General features: G+C 64.2%; 21 protein-coding genes. 6 read left to right on the top strand and 15 right to left on the bottom strand.

The features are described from left to right. Window positions 1-11: 11 nt before the first annotated feature. Window positions 12-689, bottom strand: coding sequence for a lysozyme inhibitor LprI family protein (locus NKJ75_RS08270; protein WP_033001048.1), 678 nt, complete (start codon window positions 687-689; stop codon window positions 12-14). Here NKJ75_RS08270 and NKJ75_RS08265 point away from each other — a divergent pair. Then, window positions 595-1,653 (top strand): phosphatidylserine decarboxylase, encoded by a 1,059-nt coding sequence (locus NKJ75_RS08265; RefSeq protein ID WP_352499550.1) that lies wholly within the window; start codon window positions 595-597, stop codon window positions 1,651-1,653. The genes NKJ75_RS08270 and NKJ75_RS08265 overlap by 95 nt on opposite strands. Window positions 1,654-1,656: 3 nt before the next feature. Further along, window positions 1,657-2,472 (top strand): CDP-diacylglycerol--serine O-phosphatidyltransferase, encoded by an 816-nt coding sequence (gene pssA / locus NKJ75_RS08260; protein ID WP_023672701.1) that lies wholly within the window; start codon window positions 1,657-1,659, stop codon window positions 2,470-2,472. Between the two features lie 160 nt (window positions 2,473-2,632). On the opposite strand, the gene NKJ75_RS08255 is transcribed toward pssA, so the two are convergent. Continuing rightward, window positions 2,633-4,855 (bottom strand): AMP-binding protein, encoded by a 2,223-nt coding sequence (locus tag NKJ75_RS08255; RefSeq protein WP_352499549.1) that lies wholly within the window; start codon window positions 4,853-4,855, stop codon window positions 2,633-2,635. 199 nt (window positions 4,856-5,054) lie between these two features. Between NKJ75_RS08255 and NKJ75_RS08250 the strand changes: the two genes are divergently transcribed. Beyond that, complete coding sequence (locus NKJ75_RS08250; protein WP_023749863.1) at window positions 5,055-5,543, top strand: Xre family toxin-antitoxin system antitoxin; 489 nt, start codon at window positions 5,055-5,057, stop codon at window positions 5,541-5,543. Then, complete coding sequence (locus tag NKJ75_RS08245; protein ID WP_023705368.1) at window positions 5,540-6,046, top strand: RES family NAD+ phosphorylase; 507 nt, start codon at window positions 5,540-5,542, stop codon at window positions 6,044-6,046. Before NKJ75_RS08250 ends, NKJ75_RS08245 begins: the two co-directional genes overlap by 4 nt. A gap of 3 nt (window positions 6,047-6,049) precedes the next feature. Here the strand turns inward: NKJ75_RS08245 and NKJ75_RS08240 are convergent, their stop codons facing one another. Continuing rightward, the gene (locus NKJ75_RS08240; protein WP_352499548.1) at window positions 6,050-6,460 is read right to left on the bottom strand and encodes a tautomerase family protein; all 411 of its coding nucleotides are present in this window, start codon (window positions 6,458-6,460) and stop codon (window positions 6,050-6,052) included. A gap of 112 nt (window positions 6,461-6,572) precedes the next feature. Here NKJ75_RS08240 and NKJ75_RS08235 point away from each other — a divergent pair, with 112 nt between their 5' ends. Continuing rightward, window positions 6,573-7,436: a LysR substrate-binding domain-containing protein gene (locus NKJ75_RS08235; RefSeq protein ID WP_023693978.1), complete on the top strand. Its 864-nt coding sequence runs from the start codon at window positions 6,573-6,575 to the stop codon at window positions 7,434-7,436. Between the two features lie 134 nt (window positions 7,437-7,570). Here NKJ75_RS08235 and NKJ75_RS08230 read toward each other — a convergent pair whose 3' ends face one another. From NKJ75_RS08230 to NKJ75_RS08220, 3 genes are all read right to left on the bottom strand, one after another. Further along, a complete protein-coding gene (locus NKJ75_RS08230; RefSeq protein WP_023685676.1) occupies window positions 7,571-8,479 on the bottom strand; it encodes a DMT family transporter in 909 nt (302 codons plus the stop codon). Window positions 8,480-8,531: 52 nt separating this feature from the next. Next, entirely contained in the window at window positions 8,532-9,419 is an 888-nt protein-coding gene (locus NKJ75_RS08225) for a DMT family transporter (protein WP_023685677.1), read from the bottom strand. A gap of 149 nt (window positions 9,420-9,568) precedes the next feature. After that, on the bottom strand, window positions 9,569-11,074 hold the full coding sequence (locus tag NKJ75_RS08220; RefSeq protein WP_352499547.1) for a S10 family peptidase: 1,506 nt from the start codon (window positions 11,072-11,074) through the stop codon (window positions 9,569-9,571). A 289-nt stretch (window positions 11,075-11,363) separates the two neighbouring features. On the opposite strand from NKJ75_RS08220, the gene NKJ75_RS08215 reads away from it, so the two are divergent. Continuing rightward, window positions 11,364-11,870, top strand: a complete 507-nt coding sequence (locus tag NKJ75_RS08215) for an OsmC family protein (RefSeq protein WP_023702954.1) — start codon at window positions 11,364-11,366, stop codon at window positions 11,868-11,870. A 152-nt stretch (window positions 11,871-12,022) separates the two neighbouring features. On the opposite strand, the gene NKJ75_RS08210 is transcribed toward NKJ75_RS08215, so the two are convergent. From NKJ75_RS08210 to NKJ75_RS08170, 9 genes are all read right to left on the bottom strand, one after another. After that, a complete protein-coding gene (locus tag NKJ75_RS08210) occupies window positions 12,023-12,244 on the bottom strand; it encodes a hypothetical protein (protein ID WP_352499546.1) in 222 nt (73 codons plus the stop codon). Window positions 12,245-12,377: 133 nt separating this feature from the next. Next, window positions 12,378-13,007, bottom strand: a complete 630-nt coding sequence (locus tag NKJ75_RS08205) for a hypothetical protein (protein WP_352443818.1) — start codon at window positions 13,005-13,007, stop codon at window positions 12,378-12,380. A 77-nt stretch (window positions 13,008-13,084) separates the two neighbouring features. Next, the gene (locus NKJ75_RS08200; protein ID WP_352462901.1) at window positions 13,085-13,840 is read right to left on the bottom strand and encodes an SDR family NAD(P)-dependent oxidoreductase; all 756 of its coding nucleotides are present in this window, start codon (window positions 13,838-13,840) and stop codon (window positions 13,085-13,087) included. A gap of 30 nt (window positions 13,841-13,870) precedes the next feature. Continuing rightward, on the bottom strand, window positions 13,871-15,352 hold the full coding sequence (purF, locus tag NKJ75_RS08195) for an amidophosphoribosyltransferase (protein ID WP_023672714.1): 1,482 nt from the start codon (window positions 15,350-15,352) through the stop codon (window positions 13,871-13,873). A gap of 108 nt (window positions 15,353-15,460) precedes the next feature. Further along, on the bottom strand, window positions 15,461-16,120 hold the full coding sequence (locus NKJ75_RS08190; protein WP_023738600.1) for a CvpA family protein: 660 nt from the start codon (window positions 16,118-16,120) through the stop codon (window positions 15,461-15,463). A 48-nt stretch (window positions 16,121-16,168) separates the two neighbouring features. Further along, on the bottom strand, window positions 16,169-17,572 hold the full coding sequence (gene radA / locus NKJ75_RS08185; protein ID WP_023672716.1) for a DNA repair protein RadA: 1,404 nt from the start codon (window positions 17,570-17,572) through the stop codon (window positions 16,169-16,171). 230 nt (window positions 17,573-17,802) lie between these two features. After that, entirely contained in the window at window positions 17,803-19,296 is a 1,494-nt protein-coding gene (locus NKJ75_RS08180; protein WP_023731144.1) for a replicative DNA helicase, read from the bottom strand. Between the two features lie 221 nt (window positions 19,297-19,517). Continuing rightward, a complete protein-coding gene (locus tag NKJ75_RS08175; RefSeq protein ID WP_023672718.1) occupies window positions 19,518-20,495 on the bottom strand; it encodes a small ribosomal subunit Rsm22 family protein in 978 nt (325 codons plus the stop codon). A gap of 158 nt (window positions 20,496-20,653) precedes the next feature. Further along, the gene (locus NKJ75_RS08170; protein WP_023672720.1) at window positions 20,654-22,003 is read right to left on the bottom strand and encodes a cyclopropane fatty acid synthase; all 1,350 of its coding nucleotides are present in this window, start codon (window positions 22,001-22,003) and stop codon (window positions 20,654-20,656) included. Window positions 22,004-22,160 lie beyond the last annotated feature (157 nt).

The following is a 22,160-nucleotide window of genomic DNA, read 5'->3' as shown; positions in this document are numbered from 1 at the left end:
CGACAGCAAGCCTACTTTTTCTCCGTCAGGAAGAACGTGCCATCGGCATGGCCGTTGGCACCGCATGACAGGGGCTCCGATTTGCCATCCTTGCCGGCGCCGCTCTGCTCGACGACAAGCGCATCGCCGTCGCGGCGAAAGGTGAAGACGAATCCAGTCGGTTTGTCGTTGTCGTCGGTGTCCTCAAGTCGAAGCGTATTGCGCTCCTCGACCGTGCCGTCGATCTCGCATGACCCACTTCCCGAGACTGGATTGGAAACGACATCTTCCGAGATTTCGACCTTGCCTCCGCCAACAGCCTTGATGTCGACGCTGCCGCGCACGCTGCTCCATGTGCCGATCAAACCTGCATCGGGGGGCTTGCGTATGCCGGACAGGAAGGTTGCGCGGTCGCGCAGGAATTCGCCGAGATCGAAAGTCTGTTGGTTCTTGGGCGAACTTTCGTTGAAGCCGGCGATCTGGTCGCGATACGCGATGAAATCGCTTTGGTCGTCCCGCAGCGCCTTGCCGGCATGAGCATCGAGCCTCTTCAGCAGCGCGGTATAATTCTTCGCGACGTCGGCATCGGCTTGCGCCAGGACCGGATCGGCGCAAATGGCCTTTTCCGCCACGCTGGCGGCCTTGGCGCAGTCGAAGGATGGCTTGCCTTGCGCAACTGCGTGGTCGCTCGCTGCCACAAGTACGGTCAAAACGGCACCCACGGCTGACGATCGTATGGCAACAAGATACGTTTTGCCTGAATTTGGCGCCATGGCAGTCGGCCTTTTCGCCGCGCGTTCAGCCGGCGTTGGCCCGAATTCTGGCGGCAAAGCAGCCGGCAGGCAAGCACGTCACCGTTCCTGCCGGCTGCGGACGATGCGGCCTTGCCCAATGTTGCGTTGCGGCCGCGGAGCCTTTCCGGTATTGAGGCCGGACCTGAAACAGGGACCGCCCCCAGCCCATGAGCTCCAGCCAATGAGCCTCGTCGACTCGATCAAGAATGCCTTCGTTCCGATCCATCGCGAGGGCTATCCGTTCATTGCCGCCTTTGGTGCGGGCACGCTGTTCCTCGGCTATTTCTCCTCGGTGCTGTTCTGGATCGGCCTGATCCTGACCGCCTGGTGCGTCTATTTCTTCCGTGACCCCGAGCGTGTCACCCCGGTCGATGACAGGCTGGTGGTCAGTCCCGCCGACGGCGTCATCTCGGCGGTCGGCCCGGCCGTGCCACCGCGCGAGCTCGGCCTCGGCAACACCGAAATGACCCGCATCTCGGTGTTCATGAATGTCTTCTCCTGCCATGTGAACCGTGCTCCCGTGCGCGGCCGCATCACCAAAATCGAGCATCGGCCGGGCAAGTTCCTGAATGCCGAACTCGACAAGGCAAGCTCGGAGAACGAGCGCAACGGGCTGGTCATCGACAGTCCCAACGGCATCGTTGTCGCCGTGCAGATCGCCGGCCTGGTGGCACGCCGCATCGTCTGCTGGGCCGAGACCGGCGGTTCGATCGCCATCGGCGAACGCTTCGGCTTGATCCGCTTCGGCTCGCGCGTCGATGTCTTCCTGCCTTCGACCGCGGTGCCGCGCGTCGCCGTCGGCCAGACGGCGGTCGGAGGTGAAACCGTGCTCGCCGAATTCGGCGGCGTCTCCGCAACCCCGCTCGTCAGGATTTCGTAAGCGGTGGGCGCGCCGTTCAAAAAGTTCGAGGCCCATGGCAGCGGCGGCCCGCGCATCCGCGAGATTCCGATGCGCATGGTGCTGCCCAATCTGGTCACCGTACTTGCCATCTGCGCCGGCCTGTCCGGCATCCGCTTCGGCTTCGAGGGCCGTTTCGAGCCGGCCGTGGTGATGGTGCTGCTCGCCGCCTTCCTGGACGGCATAGACGGGCGCCTGGCGCGCATGTTGAAGGCGACATCCAAATTCGGCGCGCAGATGGATTCGCTGGCCGACATCGTCAATTTCGGCGTCGCGCCGGCACTGGTGCTCTACGCCTTCCTGCTCGACCGCGCCGGCTCCTTCGGCTGGATCGCAGCCCTTCTGTTCACCATCGCCTGTGGCCTGCGGCTGGCGCGCTTCAACGTGCTCGACGAAGACCATGACCGGCCGATCTGGCAGAGCGAATACTTCGTCGGCGTGCCGGCGCCGGCCGGCGCCGTGCTGGTTATGCTGCCGCTCTATCTGTCCTTCCTGCGGCTCGGTCTCGAGCCGGACCGCCTGACGGCATTCGTCGCCACCGGCTTCACTGTGCTGGTCGCTTTCCTGCTGGTCAGCCGGCTGCCGGTCTATTCCGGCAAAAGCCTGAAAGTGCCGGGCGACAAGGTGCTGCCGATCATCCTGGCGGTCGTTCTATACGTCCTGCTGTTGATGACCTATCCCTGGTACACGCTGACCGCCTCTGTCGCAGGCTATCTCATCTTCCTGCCTTTCAGCGTGCGGGCGTATTCGAAGCGCGCCAAGCGCGAGGGCGAAAAAGTGCCGCCTTCGGATATTGGGTAGTTGTTATCTCCCCCCTTGAGGGGGAGATGTCGCCGAAGGCGACAGAGGGGGTCGGTACGCCCCGGACGCGACCTCGTTTGAGCGAAGAGGACGTCGGCGCTTCACGCGAGGCGACCCCCTCTGGCCTGCCGGCCATCTCCCCCTCAAGGAGGGAGATACGCTAAGCCGCCAGGCCCAGCCCCAGCTTCTCGATCGCCAGGTTCCGCGTCGAGACATAATCCGTCTTACCGGAACCCAGCACCGGGATCTCCTCGACCTTGACGATGTCGTTGGGCACCATCAGTTCGGCCGCACCTGCCTTCTTGCCGAAGGCGCGCAGTTCTTCCGGATCGGCGTCGTCGGCGGTGGTGACCAGCACGATGCGCTCGCCGCGCCTCTTGTCCGGCACCGCCACCGCGGCGTGGCGCTCTTCCGGCCACAGCGACTGCACCAGCATCTCGACGGCGCCCAACGACACCATCTCGCCAGCGATCTTGGCGAAGCGTTTTGCCCGGCCGCGAATGGTGATGAAGCCTTCGCGGTCGACCGAGACGATGTCGCCGGTGTCGTGCCAGCCGTCCAGCGGCTGCAATTCGCCGGGCCGATCAGCGGTCATGTAGCCCATCATCAAATTCGGCCCGTCCAGCCACAGGCGGCCGGCACCCTCGATACCCTCGACCGGTTCGAGCTTCATGCGCATCGCCGGCAACAGCCGTCCGACCGTGCCGTCGCGACCATGGATGGCGGTGTTGACGGCGACGACGGGAGCGGCCTCCGTCAGCCCGAACCCCTCGATGATCGAGGCATCGAAGCGCTCGCGATAAACGCGCCGCGTCTCCGGCTTCACCGCTTCCGCGCCGGCGACGACGAAGCGCAGGCTGGAGAAATCGCCATCCTTGGCGGTGCGGGCATAGTTGGCAAGGAAAGTGTCGGTGCCGAACATGATGGTCGGCTTCACCTTGCGGGCGATCTCCGGGATGATCTTGTAGTGCAGCGGCGAGGGGTAGAGGAACAGTTTCACCCCGGTCACCAGCGGCAGGATGGTACCGCCGGTCAGGCCGAAAGAGTGAAAAACCGGCAGCACGTTGAGCAGGATGTCGGACGGCGAAATGGTAATGCGCGCCTCGGCCTGCATGGCGTTGGCGTGGAGATTGCGATGCGACAGCACCACGGCCTTGGGCGTGCCTTCCGAGCCTGAGGTGAACAGGATTACCGCCGGCTTGGCCGCATCCTGCCGCTGCAGCGGGAAGCGCCACAGCGCGGCTGCTGCGAGTTTCTCCAGTGTGGTGACGCTTGCGCGCACATCCTCCAGCCACAGCATTTTGGCGCCGCCGGCCTCGACCGCGGCGATGATGTCGGCAAGCGCCGCCTTCTCGACGAAGGCGCGCGAGGAAACCACCGTTCGGATGACTGCGGTGCGCACCGCGGCGGTGACGCTGGCCGGCCCCGCCGTGTAGTTGATCATCGCCGCCACACGGGCTGCCGAGAGCAGGCCGACGAAGGACAGCACCACGCCTTTGGCGTTGGGCAGCAACACCCCGACCGCTTCGCCGGGTGACGTTATAGCCTCGAAACGGCGGCCGAGAACGCGCGCGCCGATGAACATCTTTCGATAACTGAGCGAGCCGCTGATCACATCCTCGATGATCGGATGCGAGGCGCCGGTGCGATCGGCGGCATCGCGCATGGCCAGGAACAGGCCGCGATCGAGGTTGCTGCCATAAAGCCGCGCCTCGGCGATGCGGTCGAACAACGCATTTGTGTTGGAAGCCTGGTCGGGGTTGCGCGCCACCAGTTCGGCAACCGTCATCGGCTCCAGCACGCTGATCGAGAGTTTTGGGAACCAGTGGCGGGGCGCCCGATCCTTTGGCGTCAGAGAAACCGGCAGGTCGCGCGCGCCGGCGACGAAGATCGGCACGATGCGGGCGTCAGCCTGCATGGCGATGCGGGTGACGGCGCGGAACAGGCGAAACGCCTTCACATCGGGCTCGACGTCATCGGGCAGATAGACGGCAAGCCGGCCTTTACCCTTCAGCACCCTGACCAGCCGCCGGCTGACGAAGAGATGCTCGGCGTTGAAGGCGATGGTGCGGCCAAGCTCGCGCCATGGCTCCAGCCAGGGCGAGCGCGCCGAGGCCTCGTCGAGAATGTGCAGCGTGTCGTCGGGCAGCAGCGACAGCATCATCGCCGGCTCGAAGCGCGACTGGTGCGAGACCACATATATCACTGGCGTCGGCGCGTTGCGGGCAATGCGGATGCGCCGGTCCTCGATCCGGTAGGCAAGCTTGAACGGCACATAGAGCAGCGCCTGGGTAAAGCGCAGGTCGAGACGAAAGGTCTCGATCGCGCCAATCAGCAGCCAGGCCAGAACGAGGCCTGCAAGCAGCGCCAGTGCCAGGATCATGCCGCGTCTCTCCCAACGGTCCGGTATGCGGCTCTTCGTCCGCTTGGAGAGCAGAGGGTAGCGCAATGGGGGGCAAGGTCAATGCGCGGGTGCGAGGGAGCGGTGTTCCACCTGACCTCACCAGGCAATGATCCAAACGCAGACCTTGAAATATTGCGACACGTGTCGTAAATAAAGCGACACGTGACGGAGAGGTAATATGGCCAGTTCCCCGGTGGGTTTTGCCGAGGCACCGCATATGGAGCCGGAGTTCGAACGGATGGTCGACCTGTTTGGTGGACGGAAGGTTCTTGGATTCTCGGTAGCCAGTCCTCTTGAGGCACATGAAATGATCCTGCATGGAATTCCGGGCCAGGCGCTCGAAAGCCTCGTCAGGCATCTGATGGTCATTGATCCCGCCGATGCGTTTGAGACCGCGTTCGGCATGAGCGAGCGGACATTTCAGCGGCGCAAATCGGATCACTCCAAGACCCTCAGTCGGGAGCAAGGTTCCAGAACCTGGAACTTCGCCAAGCTCCTGACAAAGGCCACGTCCGTGCTCGGGACTCAGGAAGAAGCGGAAAAATGGATGATCGAGCCTGCCATGGGTTTGGACAATCGCCGGCCGATCGATCTGCTGGCCACGGCGGCGGGCACTGCGCTTGTGCAGGAGTTTCTTGAGCGGCTCGACTATGGTGTCTACGCGTGACGCCTTTGCCGGGCTCCCTCGGAACAGGGCAGGTTTTGGGCTGGAGGCTTGATCATAGACGCTTCAAGGCGAGCTGGGACAGTGGCGAAGGAGCCTTCAAGCTTGGGGGAAGGTGGAACAGCAAAGGGATCAGAGCCGTATATGCGTCCATCGACCCGTCGACCGCCATCTTGGAGGTGGCGGTCCACAAGGGGTTTCGCACGCTGGATGCTGTCCCTCACGTGCTGACGGCATTCGACATCGTCGATCCATCAGAGATTTATGTGGTCCAAACCGACGATATTCCGAACGCGAACTGGCTGCGTCCCGGCATCCCAGGCGCGGGACAGCAGCAGTTCGGCGATGGTCTGCTGGCAAAGCATCCGTTCTTTCTGATCCCCAGCGCGGTATCCCAGCACAGCTGGAACCTGGTGTTCGATCCCAATCGGGCGGCAGGCCTTTATAGCTTGCATCTCCGGGAGGATTTCGCGCTTGATACAAGGCTTCATCCTCCCGCTGGGTAGCAATCAGGCCGTGGCCTTCAGCCGCCCACTGATGAACCGGAACTCCTGCGACTTGCCGCCATAACCGTAAGCAGCGGCCGGGACTTCATGCACGAAGGCATAGCTTTCCTCGTGCACACCACCCAGCAACTTACCAAAGGCCTCAAAGATCGCCTTCAGATAAGCCTCCAGTTCCAGCTTGGTGTTGGTGCCGTCGACCACCTTGATGTCGAGCCAGAAGGTGTTGGCGCCATGCTCCGCCAGCGATTTGCCGCCGGCGAACCAATGCTGCGGGTCGACATAGGTGACGCCGACGGCGGTAATCGTCGGGTCCTTGCGCAGATGGGTTGCCGTCAGTTCGGCGATTTCCTTGGCGATTGTGGCGGACAGCTTGGCGTCGGGCTTGCCGGTGACGCTGATGTTGATGATGGGCATTTTTCTCTCCTTCGTTTGAGCGGCGTCTGTTTGCCGTTGGAGAGACAATGCCATCATCTTTGAATCAAAAAAATCGAATTGTTTCGAACAAAAGGTTCTGTATTATCGAAGCATGCAAGCTCTCGATCCCGATCTGCTCAAAACCTTCCTTGCCTTTGTCGATGGCGGCTCGCTGGCTCAGGCTGCGTCTGCTGTCGGCCGCTCGCCCTCGGCGGTGACCGCGCAGATGCAGCGTCTGGAGGAGATCGTCGGCGAACCGCTGCTGGTGGCGCAGGGGCGCGGGCGCGGGCTGACGCCGGCCGGCGAGGATCTTGTCGGTCATGCCCGCCGCATTCTTGCCGTGCACAGCGAGGCCTGGCTGGCGCTCAAGGGCGCGCGTGCCGCTGGTCGCGTCGCCATCGGCACGACACAGGATTTCGCCGATAGCGGCCTGCCGGAGCTGCTGCGCGCCTTCGCGACCAGCCATCCGCGCGTCAGGGTCGAACTCCGCGTTGGCCGTTCGGCCGAGCTTGGCGAGGCGCTGCAGGCCGGGCAGCTCGATCTGGCCGTTGTCATGCGCAAGACGCCGGCCAATGACGAAGTCGGGCTGTTCAGTGAGCCGATGCTGTGGCTGTGCTCGCAAAAAGGGCTTGCCGTGCGGGAAGAGGAATTGCCGCTGGCGCTGCTCGACCCCTATTGCGGCTTTCGCGAAGCAGCACTCGCGGCCCTCGATGCTGCCGGCCGCCGCTACCGCATCGCCGCCGGCAGCGCCAGCCTTGCCGGCTTGCGTACGGCGGTCAATGCCGGCATCGCGCTGACCTTGCGCACCGCCCGCTTTGCCCATTCAGGCATTGCCGAAGCACCGCGCGAATTCGCCCTGCCGCCGGTGCCGACAGCGCAATTCGCGATAAAACTCGGCCAGGGCGCTGAGCGGCCGGCGCGCGATCTTGCCATCCTGCTCAGCGACAACCTCGCCTTGCCCGGCTTTGCCGGCTGATGTCCAAAGAAAAAGCCGACCTTTACGGTCGGCTTTGAGGAGGACGGGTCGAGGGGTTTGGGGGGACTTGGGGGGTGACCCGTCGCACATAAAACTGCCTGATCCGCATGATGGTTCCATGACTTGGAAAATAATTATTGGGTTGCCGCACTTTTTCTCGCAGCCAGCCAGTCGCGCCCCGCATGGGCGAAAACCGCGCAGAGTACTATGGCGCCGCCGATCAGGCTGGCGGCCGGCGCGATCTCGCCGAGGAACAGGAAGGCGAACAGGATCGCAAACGGCACTTCGGCGGCACCGAGAAGGCCGGACTCAGGCGCCGGGATCAGCCGCGAGCCTTCCGTCCACAGGATCGACGCCGCTGCGAACGATCCTCCGAAGGCGACGAGCAGCACGGCGTCGCGAGCAGAAATCGCCAGGGGGTCGGTGACGAACCAGCCGAGCACGAACAGCAGAAGCGCCGAGACTGCGCCCGCCCACACCACCGGCGTGTCGCGGAAGGCGCGCACCATGATCATGTAGAGCGCACTGCCGGCGGTCATCAGCAGCGCGAGCCCATCGCCAAACAGATGACCGCTGCCGAAGCCGGAGCCGACCATGATCGCTACGCCGCACAGCGAAACGGCGGCGGCGGCAAGCGTCTGCGCCCGGAACGGCTCGCGCACCAGCACGAAGGCGAGCAGCGCGGTGATGAAAGGCGCGGTGGCGTAGATGACCGCGACATTGGCGACATAGGTGAATTTGAACGCCGAGATGAAGGCGATGCTGGCCGCGGCGCCCTCGAGGGCCAGCAGCCAGCCGCGCCAGCCAAGCCGCAAGCTTTCCGGCCCGCCGGAGCGGCGCCGGCGCCACAGCACATAGAAGGTGATCAGGATCGCGCCGACAAAGCCGCGCCAGCAGGTGATGGTCAGCGGGTCGGCGTGGATCGATTTGGTCAGCACGCCGGTGAGGGCGAAGAAAGCCGCCGAGGCCGCCACCAGCATAATGCCGAGCGTACGCTCGGCAGCGGTATCTGTGGTGCCTGGGCCGTCGAGCGCTTCCGTCATCTCAGCAGCCTATCCGTCTTCTCCTGCCACCATGCTGTCAGTACGGGGGTACTCATAGCCGCTTGCGGAAATGCTCGTTGCCGATGATCAGCAGGCCGGCGCCGACGATCAACGCCGCCCCCAGAAACACCTCGCGACGCGGCACGTCGCCCCAGATCGCAAAGCCGAGCCCGAAGGCCCAGACCAATGAGGTGTATTCGAACGGCGCCACGATCGACACCGGCGCCCGCTTCATGCCTTCGAACAGCATAAATTGCGCCACGCCGCCGAGCGCGCCGACGCTGATCAAAAGCAGCAACTGGCGCCAGTCCGGCATCTGCCAGACCAACAGCGCCGGCACCGCGGAAAACACCAGGAAGTAGAAATTGTTGAGCACAAGCTGGATCAGCGTGCGCTCGGCCAGCGCCGTCTTGCGCAACAGCACCACGGCAATGCCCCACAGCACTGCCGCAGCCAGTACCAAGAGCATCGGCACGGACAAGCCGAGACGAGTGGGATCACAGGCGATGAAGACGCCGACGAAGCCGATGAACACCGCCAGCCAGCGCAACAGCGGCACCTTTTCGCCAAGCATCACCACCGACAGCACGGTGACGATGATCGGGGCGGCGTAATAGATGGTGGTGAGTTCGGCCAGCTGCAGGGAGCGGGCCGCGTTGTAGTAGCAGAGCCAGGCGCCGAGCGTGAAGGCGCTGCGCACCAGCATCGGCCGCACGATGGGCGAGCGCATTGTGTCGGCAAAGATGGGCGGTCCGCCGATTGCAGCACAGCCGATAAGCACAGCGATCGAGCGGAAGAACATGATCTGCCAGACGCTGATGCCGACGACCAGAAGCTTGATCGCGGCGTCCTGCGTCGAAAACAGGAAATAGGCGCAGCCGGTGAACAGGATGCCGGCAAGCACCCTTTCGCGGGTTTCCAGAATGGCAATATCGGCCATGCGGCGTGTCCGGCGCTGTCAAGAGGACGAAGAAGAAGCCTGCCCCAATCAGGCTCCCATTGCAGGCTATACGGGCGAAAGCCTGCGGGGCGCTACGCCAGTGGCAAGCTTGCGTTGGCGCAGCCTGGCCGACAGCGTGGGCACGCCGTTCACTGTGTTGCCTGGTAGAGCTCCGAAGCGGCCTCCTTCAGGGCGCGCCGGCCGCCCGGCCTGAGATACATCATGTGGCCGCCTTCGACGACGTCGAGACGGATGGGTTTTGCCCCGCCCAGCGTCGGGATTTGGCTCACCAGATAGCGTGAGGCCAGATAGGGAGTGACCAGATCGGTGTCGCCGTTGACGATCACCACGCCGAGCCCCGGGTTGAGCGAGCGCGCCCGCTGCAGATCGTCCATCACCCCGGCATAGCCTTGCCGCGAGCCGCCATAGTCCCAGGCGTGGGTCACATCGCCATTGAGCAACCTGTAGCTGACATCGGTGCGAAAATTCAGCTCGTCGCGCGCATAACCGACAAAGGCCGAGGTCAGCGCCGGCACGCTGCGGTCGAGCACCGGATCCGGGCCGGCGCTGCGGGCGCTCTCCGGGGCGATGTCGCTGGTGGCGATGGTGCCGTCATACGGGCTGAGCACTTTGCCACTGGCGCGCTGGAATTCGCGCGCGAACAGGCCGGTCGGGATGCGGGCGGAATTGCGCTGCACGAGGTCGAGCGGCAGGCCGGTGATCTCGGCCACGCGCTGGCTGGCCAGCCGCCCGCCCTGTTCCAGCCCGCCGGTCAGAGCCGTGAGGTAGTCGCCCAGCGCATACTTTTCGACCTCGGCGACCTTTTCGCGCAGTGCTTCGCCGCTGAGGCCTTCGCTGCGCAGGCGCACCGCCGCCATCGAGGGCAGTTCCAGCGCCCAATGCAGCGGCTGGAATTCGTCGGGCAGCACCAGCGTGAACTCCAGTGCAGGCGAGATCAGCACGATGCCGTTGGGGCTCAGGCCGACATCTTCCTGCAGGGTCCTGGCGAGAAGTGCCGCGCGGAACCCGCCATAGCTTTCGCCGGCAAGGAAGAGCGGCGATCCGGTGCGGCCGTTCTGGGCGAGATAGAGCCGGATGAAAGCGCCGATCGAACTGGCGTCCTGGCTGACGCCCCAAAAATCTTTTGTGTCCTGGCCGGGGGCCTCGCGGCTGTAGCCGGTGCCGACCGGATCGACGAAGACGAGGTCGGTCATGTCGAGCCAGCTGTCGGGATTGTCGATCAGCTTTTGCGGCGGCGGCAGGAATTGGCCATCGGCGCCGGTCGCGACGACACGCGGGCCGAGTGCGCCGAGATGCAGATAGGCGGATGCCGCGCCCGGGCCGCCATTGAAGACGAAGGTGATGGGGCGAGCCTTCTCCGCGCCCGCCAGTGGCGGCAGCGTATAGGCGACATAGAAGATTTCCGCGGTGACCTCGCCCTTGCCGGACAGCAGTGACAGCGTGCCGGCCTTAGCCTGATAGTCCAGCTTGCGCCCGGCAATGGTGATTGAATGGCTGGTCGTCTGCGGTGCCGGCAGCAGCGACAGCACGCCGCCTGCCGGTGCGGGGCGCTCGGGCGTTTCGGCGAGGACTGGCTGCGCGAAGGCTGCAAGCACCAACAGGGTAAGCGAGATCAGTTTCAGCGTGAACGGCATGATGTCTCCGCGGGAATGACTCTGCTTAGGTATGGCCGGGGCGGTCGAAGTCAAAGTAACTCTTCGTGAGGTAGCATTCCTTCAGCCCCCTCTGTCCTGCCGGACATCTCCCCCCACAGGGGTGGAGATTGGATGTCGCGACCGCCTTCGCTAATCGCCGGCGTAGAAAGCGCCATCGGCGAAGCTGCAGATCTCCCCCCTGTGGGGAGGTGGCCGGGCCAGAGGGGGGCGCTGTCTCGCTGGCATATCAGTGCTATCAAAGCGCGACGGACTCGAAAAGGAATGCAACATGGACGCCACCGCACTCAAGGCCATGCAGGCACCGATCAAGGAGGCTTATCGCGACGATTCCTCGCGAGCGCTGATCACGCTTCGCGCCAAAGGCTCCATCGACGACCAGTCGATTGCCTGCAAGGTCGAGACGGGCAGGGCGCTGGCGGTCGCCGGCCTGCATCCGGCGACCGGCGGTTCCGGGCTCGAATTGTGTTCGGGCGACATGCTGCTCGAGGCGCTGGTGGCGTGCGCCGGGGTGACGCTGAAGGCGGTGGCCACCGCACTAGAGTTCAAACTCGGCGCAGCCACCGTCGAGGCCGAAGGCGATCTCGACTTTCGCGGCACGCTGGGCGTGGCCAAGGACGCCCCCGTGGGCTTTCGCGCCATCCGGTTGAATTTCAACCTCGACACGGATGAGCCGCAGGATCGCATCGACGCGCTGATCAAGCTGACGGAACGCTATTGCGTGGTCTTCCAGACCATCAACAGCAAGCCGGAGCTGACGGTGAAGGCGCGCGCCTGATCTCCCCCCTTGAGGGGGAGATGTCGCCGAAGGCGACAGAGGGGGTCGGCCGACTGGACGCGACGCCCTTTGTGCGGAAGGAGGTTGGCACTCTACGCGAGGCGACCCCCTCTGGCCTGCCGGCCATCTCCCCCTCGAGGGGGGAGATTGCGCTACTGCGCCGCCGGCTCTTCCGCATCACCCTCATCGGTGAAAGGCGAGGCGCTCGGCACGCAGTTGACCGCCCAGCTGGCCGGCGTCGGCTGCTTCTGATATTCGGTAATCGCGTTTGTGCACTGTTCGCGGGTGTCGAAGGTGCTGGGCAGCACCACCATGCCGCCTTGCGGGCCGGCGATCACCAGGTACCAGACCAATGCTACGCTGGGAGCAGCCATGGGAATTCCTCGCTTTGCTGAGTGTCGGAGTCGGGTCGACCCTAGCAACTCCCGGCTGATGGCGAAAGCAGGGCGAGGGGGGAGGGACCTGCCGGATCATCACAGACCCGTGAACGAACCGCTCCCAGCCCGCTTAGTTCGCGGCAAAGCAGTAGAACAGGCCGTCGCCGCCGGTGCCTTTCAGCGCCTCCTGGCTGCAGCCGCCGCGCGAGGCATGCGAGGAGTTCCAGGATTTCGCCGCCGCCGACTCGTCGAGGCCGGTGCGGTCGTGATGGCCCATCATCGCCGCGCCCTCCGCCCCGCTCAAGGTCCAGTCGCCGCAGGTCTGGTCGGCGATCTTGGTGCCGTCGGGCTTCGAGCCGGTCAGAATGTCGTGCCGGTTCGGCTTGTCGCCGCGGCCGTTGACCACCTCGCCCTTTTCGTTGAGCGCCGTCTGCTTGGTGATGGCGTTGGCGTCGCTGTGCAGCGAGGCGACGTCATCGGCGATCTTCTCGCCCTTGGCGTTGACCCAGGGACCCTTGCCGATACGGTCGCGCGCATCGACATTGGCGCTCGAGAGATAGGCGTGCCATTCCTTGCCGGTAACCCCAGCCGCTTCCGCCAGCGAGGCGCAATGCGCGTCGGCACCCTTGAGACCGCCGAGATCGGCGCCCTTGCCGGAACCGACGCTGGTGACGAAGAAACTCATCTTGGCGTCTTGCGCCAGCGCCACGCCAGCTGTGGCGGCAATCGCGGCGGCGGCAACGAGAAGAAGTCTACGCATGTCGGTCCTCCGGTTTCGAATGTCCTACATTCGAAGAAACGTAACTGGAGGCCTGTTTAATCCCGCTACAACCCGGTTTATTCCGGCTGCCGGTAGGCGACGAAGCGGTTGTTCTTGACCTGGAAGATCAGCCCCGTCTCTTTCATCTCGGGGCTCGCCAGCGGCACGATGCGTTTTGCCACCTCTGAGGGGTGCGGCAGCGTTTCCGGATCCTCGCCGGGCGCGGCCTGCGCACGCATGGCGGTGCGGGTGGCGCCGGGGTCGACGGCATTGACGCGGAGCGGCAGGCTCTGCGTCTCATGCGCCCAGGAACGCGTCATGGCTTCCACCGCCGCCTTCGACGCCGCATAGGGCGCCCAGAAGGCGCGCGCCGAATGCGCGGAGCTGGAGGACATGAGAATGGCGCGGCCGGCGTCGGACAGCCTGAGCAGCGGGTCGACCGAGCGGATCAGCCGCCAGGTCGAGGTGACATTGATGGTCATTACCTTCTCGAAGGTTTTGGCCTCGACATGGCCGATCGGCGAGATGACGCCGAGCACGCCGGCATTGGCCACCAGAATGTCGAGCTTGCCCCAACGCTCGTGAATGGCCCCGCCCAACCGGTCGATGCCGGCCATGTCTGAGAGGTCGAGAGGCACCAGCGTCGCTTCGCCCTTGCCGGTTTTCACGCGTTCGGCCTTGATCTGGTCATCGAGTTCTTCCAGCCCGCCGACGGTCCGGGCTACCGCAATGACATGCGCGCCGGCGGCGGCAAGTTCCCTGGCGATGAAGTAGCCGATGCCGCGCGAGGCGCCGGTAACGACCGCGACGCGGCCGGAGAGGTCGAGGGTCATGCGAGCGCTTTCAAGGATAGCAGTTGGGCTTTACGCCCCGTTGTTCGCCAGCAGCGACAGCGTGCGCACATTGTCGTGGCCTTCGAAGTCGAGCAGGCGGGTCGGGTACTGGCCGGTGAAACAGGCGTCGCAGAATTGCGGCTGCTCATTGTCGCGGCTGGCTTCGCCGACGGCGCGGTAGAGCCCGTCAATGGTGAGGAAGCCGAGCGAATCGACACGGATGAACTCGGCCATTTCCTCGATCGACATGCGCGATGCCAAAAGCTTCGACTTCTCCGGCGTGTCGACGCCGTAGAAGCACGACGCGCTGGTCGGCGGCGAGGCGATGCGCATATGCACTTCCTTGGCGCCGGCGTCGCGCACCATCTGCACGATTTTCTGGCTGGTGGTGCCGCGCACGATCGAATCGTCGACCAACACCACGCGCTTGCCCTCGATCATCCGGCGGTTGGCGTTGTGCTTGAGCTTGACGCCCATATGGCGGATCGAATCGCCGGGCTGGATGAAGGTTCGGCCGACATAGTGGTTGCGGATGATACCGAGTTCGAAGGGGATGCCTGCCGCCTGGGAGAAGCCGATTGCCGCCGGCGTGCCGGAATCCGGCACCGGCACGACGATATCGGCCTCGACCGGGCTTTCCTGCGCCAATTCGGCGCCGATACGCTTGCGCACTTCGTAGACATTGCGGCCTTCGACCGAGGAGTCCGGGCGGGCGAAATAGACATATTCGAAGATGCAGAAGCGGGTCTTCTGCGGCTCGAAGGGGAACAGGCTCTCGATGCCCTTCGAGGTCACCACGACCATTTCGCCGGGCTTCAGGTCGCGCACGAAGCGGGCGCCGATAATGTCGAGCGCGCAGGTTTCGGAGGCCAGGATCCAGGCGCCGTCGAGGTCGCCGAGCACCAGCGGGCGGATGCCGAGCGGATCGCGGCAGCCGATCATCTTCTTGGAGGTCATCGCGACCAGCGAGAAAGCGCCTTCGACCTGACGCACGGCGTCGATGAAGCGCGAATTCAAATCGCGTTCCTTACTGGTGGCAACGAGATGCAGCAGCGTCTCGGTGTCGGAGGTCGACGAGAAGATCGCGCCCTGCTTCTGCAGCGCGCGCTGCACGGTCATGGCGTTGGTGAGATTGCCGTTATGGGCGACGGCAAAGCCGCCATCGGCGAGTTCGGCGAAGAAGGGCTGGATGTTGCGCATGCCGGCGCCGCCGGTCGTGGCATAGCGCGTGTGGCCGATGGCACGGTTGCCTTGCAGGCTGTCGATGACGTGCTGCTTGGTGAAGGTGTCGCCGATCAGGCCGACATGGCGTTCGACATGGAACTGCGTGCCGTCATAGGAGACGATGCCGGCCGCTTCCTGGCCGCGATGCTGCAGCGCATGCAGGCCTAGCGTTACGATGGCCGCAGCGTCCTGCCGGCCGAAAATGCCGAACACCCCGCATTCGTCGTGGAAATGATCGTCTGCTTCGGCGGAAAGCACGTCGTCCGCGTCTGCCTTCGAAACTGCCATGGGGCTCAAGCTCCGCTAAAATGGCCATATAGTGCGATAGCACCGCGAAAGCAACGTAGTCAGGCCGGAACTGCCGGGATGGCGCCTGTCCGGCACCATCCGTCCGTATCAGTTTGCCGGCGCAGCCGGAGCAGCGGGCGCGGGTGCGTTATCGGCCGGAGCGTCGGTCTCGTCGTCGGGCGCCGGCGTATCGTCACCGGTTGCCGGAGCATCCGCCGCCGGTGCATCGGCCGCCGGAGGCGTCTCGGCTGCCGGCTGATTCGGATTGAGCTTCTTCAGGATGGCGTTTTCCGGATCTTCGGGCAGCAGGCTTTCCAGCTTGGCGCCGATGGTCTCGAGCAGCGGCTTCGACTTGGCGTTGGCGATCCAGGCAGGGGCCTTGGCGCCGGCCAGCCAGTTGAAGAACAGCAGCGCCACGGCGACGACGAGGACGCCGCGCGCGGCGCCATAGAGGAAGCCCAGCGTACGGTCGAGCGCGCCGATCCTGGAATCTATGATCCAGTCGGCAAGCTTCATGGTGATGACGGAAACGACAATCAGCGCGATGAGGAAGACGATGCCGGCGGATGCCGCCATGGCGATCTTGTCGCTTTCGACATAGGGCTGAACGTAAGGCAGCACCGGCTTGTAGAAGAAGAATGCCGCCGCGGCGGCAGCCGCCCAGGACACGACGGACAGGATTTCGCGTGACAGGCCGCGAACCATGGCGAGCATCGCCGAGACCAGGGTGAAGCCGACGAGAATTCCGTCCAGCAGCGTAATCGGCATGTCTTTCGCCCCACTCAGATTGTCTTTTCACGGCTCGGGCGAGCCGCGTCAATCTTCCACGTCGACACGGCTGCGCCGTGAGCCGGCTATGCGTGCGACGAGATCGGCAAGTTCGGTCGGCTGGAAAGCGCCGGCCCCGATCCCCCCGACAACCTCCTCGCTGCCCAAGGGCAGAACCGCACTTCCAAAACCCAGCTTTTCGGCCTCTTTAAGGCGCTGCTGCGCATGCGCAACCGGCCTCACTGCGCCCGACAGGCTGATTTCGCCGAAATAGACGCAATCGGCGGGAAGGGCAAGACCGGTGAGCGACGAAACCAGTGCAGCGGCAACCGCCAGATCGGCCGCCGGCTCGGAAATCCGGTAGCCGCCGGCGACGTTGAGGTAGACATCGTGGGTGCCGAAGCGCACGCCGCAATGGGCTTCGAGCACGGCAAGGATCATCGACAGCCGTGCGCCGTCCCAGCCGACGACGGCACGGCGCGGCGTGCCCAATGTGGACGGCGCCACCAGTGCCTGGATCTCGACCAGCACCGGACGTGTCCCTTCCATGCCGGCAAATACCGCGGCACCCGGCGATTTTGCGTGGCGTTCGCCGAGGAACAACTCCGACGGATTGGCGACCTCGCGCAAGCCCTTGTCCGACATCTCGAAAACGCCGATCTCGTCGGTCGGCCCAAACCGGTTCTTCACCGTGCGCAGGATGCGGTAGTGATGGCCGCCTTCGCCTTCGAAATAGAGAACGGCGTCGACCATGTGCTCGACGACGCGCGGACCGGCGATCTGGCCTTCCTTGGTGACATGGCCGACCAGCACGATGGCAGCACCGGTGGATTTGGCGTAGCGGATCATCGCTTGCGCCGAGGCGCGCACCTGGGTGACGGTGCCGGGCGCCGAGTCGGCCATGTCGGTCCACAGCGTCTGGATGGAATCGAGGATGACGAGGTCCGGCCTTCTGCCGTCGGCTATTGTTGCCAGGATATCCTCGACATTGGTCTCGGCGGCAAGTTCGACCGGCGTGTCGGCGACGCCAAGCCGCTGCGCCCGCAGCCGGATCTGCGCGACAGCCTCTTCGCCCGAGACATAGACGATGCGGTGGCCTTTTGACGCCAATGCTGCTGCGGCCTGGGTAAGCAGCGTCGACTTGCCGATGCCGGGATCGCCGCCGACCAGCAGCGCCGAGCCGCGCACGAAGCCGCCGCCGGTGGCGCGGTCGAGTTCGCCAATGCCCGAGATGATGCGCGGCGCGTCCTCGATGTCACCGGACAGGCTGGTCAGCACCACGGCGCGGCCCTTGCGCGCATTGCGCGTGTTGGCCGGTCCCGAGCCTATGCCGCCCGAGGTGCCTTCCTCGACCAGCGTGTTCCACTCGCCGCAGGCATCGCATTTGCCGGCCCAGCGCTGATGCACCGACCCGCAATTCTGGCAGATGAACTGGACGCGCGATTTAGCCATGGAGTGATGCTGCCTGCAAATGACCGAAGGAGGGTGATCCTGCACACCCCCCTCTGTCCTGCCGGACATCTCCCCCGCAAGGGGGGAGATTGGCTATCGTCGCTGCTTTCGCCAATCGCCAACGTCGCAAGATGAGCGCCATCCGCAAAGCTGCTGATCTCCCCCCTTGCGGGGGAGATGGCCGGCAGGCCAGAGGGGGGTGTGACGGAGCGCTGCGGTAGGCCAAAAAGCTACTCAAACCTCTCCGCAATATGATGCTCTTCGGCGAGGTCGGAAAACCGTGTGAACTCGCCCTGGAAGGCGAGGCTGACCGAACCTGTCGGGCCGTGGCGCTGCTTGGCGACGATGACTTCGGCCTTGCCGCGCATCTCGTTCATCTCGTGTTCCCACTTGATGTACTCGTCGGTGCCGGGCTTCGGCTCGCGGTTCTTCAGATAATATTCCTCGCGATAGACGAACATCACCACGTCGGCGTCCTGCTCGATCGAACCGGATTCGCGAAGATCGGACAGCTGCGGGCGCTTGTCTTCGCGGCTTTCGACCTGACGCGACAGCTGCGACAGCGCGATGATTGGCACGGAGAGCTCCTTGGCCAGCGCCTTCAGGCCGGTGGTGATCTCGGTAATTTCCTGCACCCGGTTCTGTGAGGACTTCGCGCTCGATCCCTGCATCAGCTGGATATAGTCGATGACGATGAGGTCGAGGCCGCGCTGACGCTTCAGCCGCCGCGCCCGCGCCGACAGCTGCGCGATCGAGATACCGCCGGTCTGGTCGATGAACAGCGGGATCTTCTGCATGGTCTGCGAGCAGGCGACCAGCTTTTCGAAATCCATCTCCGAAATCTCGCCGCGGCGGATTTTTGACGACGAAATTTCCGTCTGTTCGGAAATGATGCGGGTGGCGAGCTGCTCGGACGACATTTCCAGCGAGAAGAAGCCGACGACGCCTCCATTGGCTGCCTTGAACGAGCCGTCGGCCTGCTGCGCCGGCTCATACATCTCGGCGATGTTGAAGGCGATGTTGGTGGCGAGCGACGTCTTGCCCATGCCCGGACGGCCGGCAATGATGATCAGATCCGACGCCTGCAGGCCACCCATGCGGCGGTCGAGATCGCGCATGCCGGTGGCGAGGCCCGACAAATGGCCGTCGCGCATATAGGCGGCGTTGGCCATGTCGACGGCGGTCTTGACCGCGTCGGTGAAGCTCTCGAAGCCGCCGTCGTAACGGCCGGTTTCGGCCAGTTCGAACAGCCGCCGCTCGGCATCCTCGATCTGTTCGGACGGCGCCATGTCGACCGGCGCGTCATAGGCGATGTTGACCATGTCCTCGCCGACGGTAATCAGTGCCCGGCGCGTGGCCAGATCGTAGATGGCGCGGCCATAATCGGTGGCATTGACGACGGTGACGGCTTCGACCGCCAGACGAACCACATATTGCGCCACCGTCATGTCGCCGACCTTCTCGTCGGCCGGCAGGAAGGTTTTCAGCGTGATCGGCGTCGCCACCTTGCCCATGCGGATGAGCTCGGCTGCGACCTCGAAGATTTTCCGGTGCAGCGGCTCGTAGAAATGGCCGGCCTTGAGGAAGTCGGAGACGCGGTAGAAGGCATCGTTGTTGACGAGGATGGCGCCGAGCAGCGCCTGCTCGGCCTCGATGTTGTTCGGCGCTTCACGATAAAGCGGTTGCTGCTCCGCCACGCCGAATTTTCGCGCTGCCTCTGCCATGATGTCCCCGATTTTGATCCCGGCTTCTCGATATCAGAACGAGATAAATCGGTGCTGACCTTTCTGCATCACCGCACGACCAATCAACCTCGATGCCCCGTTGTTCACAGGGGCGGCAAACCGTCCACAGAAGAGTGTTTCCGCGCCCCGATTCCGGTTGACTCAGAAAGGCGCTGACTTCTATCCGAGTCGTTGGAACAGAGCAAGAACAATCTCGGTGATTACCCGCTTCTTCCGTCCAATGTATCGCCCCAGTCCAGCCGCCGCGCTGCCTTGAACAGCTCGCCCTCGCGCTTGGTGAAAAGTGTCTCGCCGGCGCCGCCATCCGGCTGGCACAGTTTGAGCAGCACCTTGCCGGAGCCCGATTTCGGCGGCGCAATCACGCGGGGCGGATGTACAGGCGCGGGTTGCCGCGACGCCGCGACGTAGATGAATTTCTCGTCCTCCCACGGCACGTCCGCGTCTTTGGCCAGGCGATGAAGGCGCGAGCGGGCGACGCGGCGCGAAAAATGGCACCAGTCGGGCGGCTCAAGCGGGCAGGGCGCCTCATGCGGACAAGGCGCCAGCACATGCGCCCCGGCCTCCAGCAATTGCCTGCGCACTGCCAGGATGCGCTGCCAGCCTGCCGGCGTGCCGGGCTCCACGATCAGCAGTGTGTCGCCGGTCAAATGCCAGAGCCGGACGACAAGCTTCGGCAGCGATGCCGGCGCGATCTCGTCCAGCACATAGGCGCAGGTGACGAGGTCGGCAGGCTTGAGATCGGCAAGGTCGATGGTCACGTCGCCGGCCCGCCAGTCCATCCTGGTGGCGATGGTATCAAGGGCGAGCGACTGGCCAACCTTGCGCACCGCGGCGCTTGCTTCAACCAGAACCGCCTCTTCGAGGTCGGGCCACAGATCTGTAGTGGCCCAAAGCACCGTGCCAGGACCGGCGCCGACATCGAGCAAGCTCGTTGGCTGGAAATCGGGCCGCGCATAGGCGAGTTCGTCGAGACCGGCCCGTACCGCCGCGTAGGTCGCCGGCAGCCGCGTCGCCAGATAGGCTTTTACCGCCATCTCTTCGGCCATGTGCGGGCGGCCGTCGCGCAATTCGGCGCGGTAGCGGTCAGACAGCGTCTTCGCCGCCTGGCGCAGCACCGCCAGCGGTGTCGTTTCGAGCAGGCGCTCGACGCCTTGTCGCAGCGAAGCGGGGAGTTCCACGCTCAGGCTCCGCGTGGCGAGAGCACCGAGGCGCCGGCGAACTCGACAAGGGTGGTGGCGATGGTGGGCAGGCAGATCATTAAAAAAGGTCTCGCGAGAACGAGACCTTTTTCAGTGTCAGAGCCGTCGATGGCAAGCGGCAATACGCAATCGAGGCGTTATTCGCGATCCGCCACCTTGCGACGGCGCGCTGGCTTGGCCGCAACGGACCTGACAGCAACGGACCTGGCAGGCACGGACCTGGCGACAGCAGGCTCGGCGGCCGCCGCCTCCTGACGATGCCCCATTTCGCGCATTTCGAGCGCCTTTTCACATTTGGCCATGTAGTCGCGCGTCATCGGCAGCGTGTCGTTCTTCTTGGCGATCTGGATCTGGAAGATCACCAGATCCTGCCAGCGGAAGGCGGCTTCCGAAGCCGCCAGATAGAACTCCCACATCCTGCAGAAGCGCTCGTCGTAGATGGCCTTGGCCTTGTCCCGGTTGGCGGCAAAGCGCTGGCCCCAATGCTTCAGCGTATCGGCATAGTGCAGCCGCAGAATCTCGATGTCGGTGACCACAAGCCCCGACTTCTCGATCGCCGGCATCACCTCCGACAGCGAGGGAATGTAGCCGCCCGGAAAAATGTACTTGCGGATAAAGGCGCTGGTCGCCCACGGCACGCCGGAGCGGCCGATCGTGTGCAAGAGCATGACGCCGTCGGGCTTCAACAGCGTCGCCGACTTGTCGAAGAAGGTGCGGAAGTGGTTGACGCCGACATGCTCGAACATGCCGACCGAGACGATGCGGTCGAAGCGTTCGTTGAGTTCGCGGTAGTCCTTGAGGTCGAAATGCACGCGGTCCTGCAAGCCTTGCGCATGCGCCCGGTCGGTGGCGACGCCGTGCTGCTCGGTCGACAGCGTCACGCCTTGGACGTCGACATCGAAAGCCTTGGCGAGATAGAGGCCGAGCCCACCCCAGCCGGAGCCAATATCGAGCACGGTCTGGCCGGCCTTCAGCCTGAGCTTGGCGGCGATATGGCGTTTCTTGGCCATCTGCGCCTCGTCGAGCGTCATGTCCGGCTGTTCGAAATAGGCGCAGGAATACTGCATGTCGTCGTCGAGGAAGAGCCGGTAGAGGTCACCCGACAAATCATAGTGGCGCTGCACGTTGCGGCGCGCCCGTGATGCGGTGTTGATCTGCTGCAGGCGGCGAAAGGCGTGGCGCAGACCCTCGATGGCCTTCGACCAGGTGGCGTCGATACCGCCGCTGCCCATGTTCTGGAAGGCGATGCGCATCATACCCAGTACGCCGCCCTCGATGATGTCGAGTTCGCCGTCCATATAGGCTTCCGGCACGGCCAGCATCGGATCGAAGGTAATGGCGCGCTCGGCATGCGCGGTCTTGATGTGCATATGCACCGGCTCGCCGCTGCCGTCGCCGAAAACCACTGTCGAGCCCTTCGGCCCGGTGACTTTCAGATTGCCCGTACGCACCAGGCGGTCGAGAACGCGCTTCAACAGAATATTCATCACCAAATGTCCCCTCACGGTCAGACTGGCGGACCAATTCTGCAACAATATATAGGGGTTCGAAAAGTTCCATTTGGCACAAAAATGCCCGGGCGAGAGGCCCGGGCATTGGTCCAGAAAGGCTGGATGACGAGGAAGTGATTGGAGCGCTGCTCCC

The sequence above is a fragment of the Mesorhizobium sp. M0058 genome (assembly GCF_040323095.1).
Lineage (GTDB): Bacteria > Pseudomonadota > Alphaproteobacteria > Rhizobiales > Rhizobiaceae > Mesorhizobium.
The sequence above is the reverse complement of the archived record's forward strand: the minus strand, read 5'-3'. Positions and strand labels throughout refer to the sequence as shown.